We start from the raw sequence: 3,395 nt of genomic DNA, 5'->3' as shown, positions 1-3,395 counted from the left end.
TGCACCCGGCCCTCCTCGACGCCGCCCTGCATATGGCCGGGGTGGGGCTGGACGACGAGGAGACGGGCCCCGCGCGTCTGCCGTTCGCCTGGACAGGCGTCTCCCTGTACGCCACGGGTGCGACAGCGCTGCGGGTGCGCCTGTCGCCGTCGGGCGCCGAGGCGATCTCGGTGCTGGTGGCGGACACCGACGGAGTGCCGGTGGCTTCGGTCGACTCGCTCGTGGGGCGACCGCTGGCGGCCGACCAGCTCACCGCGTCCCCGCGGGTGACCAGGGACTCGCTGTTCACCGTGGAGTGGGACCGTGTGCCCGCAGAAGGCACGCCGGGAGCGGCATCTCAGGCTCAGTGGGCGATAGTCGGATCGGACGATCTCGGCCTCACCGCCGCCTTGGAGGCGGCAGGGCAGGAGGTAGTGAGCAGCCCGGAGCTGGGCGGCCTGGCAGGCTCCCCGGATGTCGTCCTCGTGCCATGTGCGTCCGAGTCGGACTCGGGTGCACAGGATCTTCCATCCGCCACGCGCCGCCTCGCGCACCGCGCTCTGGGTGTGGTGCGGGAGTGGTTGGCTGAGGAGCGGTTTGCCGGTTCGCGGTTGGTGGTGGTGACGCGGGGTGCGGTGGCGGCCGTGCCGGGTGAGGATGTGCTGGATGTGGCGGCGGCTGCGGTGTGGGGTTTGGTGCGGTCGGCTCAGGCTGAGCATCCGGATCGGTTCGTCCTGGTGGACGTGGATGACGTAGCGGTGTCGGCCGACGTGCTTCGGGCGGTGCTGTCGTGTGCGGAGCCTCAGGTGGCCGTGCGTTCCGGGGAGGCTCTGGCGCCTCGGCTGGCGTGTGCCGTTGTTCCTGCGGTTTCTGCTGGGGGAGTTGGGTCGGGGTTTGCGTGGGATGCTGAGGGCACGGTGCTGGTGACCGGTGCCACCGGCACGTTGGGTGGTTTGGTGGCGCGGCATTTGGTGGCCGAGCGGGGGGTGCGGCATCTGGTGCTGGTCTCTCGGCGGGGGCGGGAGGCCGCTGGTGCGGTGGAGTTGGAGGCCGAGCTGGGGGAGCTGGGTGCGTCGGTGACGGTGGCGGCCTGCGACGTCGCCGACCGTGAGGCTTTGGCGGGGGTGCTGGCGGGTATTCCGGCGGATCGTCCGTTGCGTGGTGTGGTGCACGCGGCCGGTGTGCTGGACGACGGTGTGGTGGAGTCGTTGACGCCGGAGCGTATCGATGCGGTGTTGCGGCCGAAGGTCGATGCGGCGGTGCATCTGGATGAGTTGACGCGGGATCTGGATCTGTCGGCGTTTGTGATGTTCTCGTCTGCCGCTGCCACTTTTGGTGCGGCGGGGCAGGGAAACTATGCGGCGGCGAACATGTTCCTGGACGCTCTGGCGGCGCGCCGGCGGGCGCGTGGGCTTGCGGGGGCGTCGCTGGCCTGGGGCTTCTGGGCCGAACGCAGCGATATGACCGGCCACCTCGCCGACGCCGACGTCGCCCGGATGGAGCGCGGCGGCGTCATCCCGCTGTCGTCGGACGAGGGTCTTGCGCTCCTCGACGCGGCGAGCGCCATGGACCAGCCGCTGCTGGTTCCCGTGCGGATCGCCCCGGCAGCGCTCCGTGGTGGTGCCGGAGCCGTACCGCCGTTGCTCCGGCGTCTGGTGCGTACCCCCTCGCGGAGGGCCCTTGCGGACGCCGCGGCGGGCATGGACACAGCCCCGCACGGTGACCTCGTCCGGCTCGCCGGGCTCTCGGAGGACGAGCGGGAGCAGACGTTGCTGGATCTCGTGCGTGGCGGGGTCGGCGCGGTGCTCGGCTACTCCGAGGTGGAGCAGATCGAGCCGGAGCGTGCGTTCAAGGAGCTCGGGTTCGACTCGCTGACGGCCGTAGAGCTGCGCAATCGGCTGAACACGGCCACCGGTTTGCGCCTGCCCGCCACCCTCGTCTTCGACTACCCCTCACCCCAGGCGCTCGCCCGCTACCTCCGTGATGAGCTGCTCGGCAGGAGTGGCGAGGTAGCTGCCGACGCAGGGCATCGCGTGTCGGTGGCCGCCTCCCAGGACGAGCCGATCGCCATCGTGGGCATGAGCTGCCGCTTCCCCGGTGGAGTGAAGTCCCCCGAGGATCTGTGGCGGCTTCTCGCCCGCGGCGGAGACGCCATCTCCGCCTTTCCGGACGATCGCGGCTGGGACCTGGAGGGTCTGTATCACCCGGACCCCGATCACCGGGGCACGGCGTATGCGCGCGAGGGTGGCTTCCTGTACGACGCCGGTGATTTCGATCCGGAGTTCTTCGGTATTTCGCCACGCGAGGCGCTGGCGATGGATCCGCAGCAGCGGTTGCTGCTGGAGGCGTCGTGGGAGGCGCTGGAGCGGGCCGGTATCGACCCGGCGACGGTGCGCGGCAGCCAGACCGGCGTCTTCGCCGGCATCATGCACCACGACTACGGCTCGGCCACGGTGCCGGAAGGAGTCGAGGGCTACATCGGCAACGGCACCGCCGGCAGCATCGCCTCGGGCCGCGTCTCCTACACCTTCGGCTTCGAAGGGCCCGCGGTGACGGTGGACACCGCTTGCTCGTCGTCGCTGGTGGCACTGCATCTCGCGGCCCAGTCGCTGCGCCAGGGGGAGTGCTCGCTCGCGCTCGCCGGTGGCGTGACCGTGATGTCGACCCCCGCCCTGTTCGTGGAGTTCAGCCGCCAGCGGGGGCTGTCGGCCGACGGTCGCTGCAAGGCGTTCGCGGGGGCCGCGGACGGTACGGGGTTCTCCGAGGGCGTCGGCGTGCTGCTGCTGGAACGCCTCTCGGACGCACGGCGCAACGGCCACCGGGTGCTCGCCGTCGTCCGCGGGTCCGCCGTCAACCAGGACGGCGCGTCCAACGGACTGACGGCTCCCAACGGCCCGTCGCAGCAGCGGGTCATCAGGGCCGCGCTGGCAAGCGCTGGGCTGTCGGCCGCTGACGTGGACGCGGTCGAAGCACACGGTACGGGCACGACACTCGGCGATCCCATCGAGGCACAGGCGCTGCTGTCGACCTACGGGCGCGAGCGGGGTATCGAGGAGCGGCCGTTGTGGCTCGGCTCGATCAAGTCGAACATCGGCCACACGCAGGCGGCTGCCGGTGTGGCGGGCGTGATGAAGATGGTGCTGGCGATGCGGCACGGTGTGCTGCCGAAGTCGCTGCATGTCGATGAGCCGTCGCCGCATGTGGACTGGTCCGAGGGCGCGGTGCGGTTGCTCACGGACGCGACGGAGTGGCCGGATACGGGGCGCCCGAGGCGTGCGGGCGTCTCCTCCTTCGGCGCCAGCGGGACCAATGCGCATGTGATCGTTGAGCAGGCCCCCGAGGAACGGCGTGTCGCCGCGCCGGTGAGCGACGGATTGGCCGTGCTGGTGCCGTGGGTGGTGTCGGCGAAGTCCGAG

General features: G+C 71.0%; 1 protein-coding gene. It reads left to right on the top strand.

Features of this window, described 5'->3' with window-relative positions:
* The coding region (locus tag IEJ02_RS47565; RefSeq protein ID WP_191070470.1) for a type I polyketide synthase at positions 1-3,395 on the top strand (3,395 nt) is incomplete at both ends.

Source organism: Streptomyces sp. 5-10 (genome assembly GCF_014712245.1).
In the GTDB taxonomy this organism is placed as follows: Bacteria; Actinomycetota; Actinomycetes; order Streptomycetales; family Streptomycetaceae; genus Streptomyces; species Streptomyces violaceusniger.
This window is presented reverse-complemented; position numbering and strand designations above follow the sequence as displayed.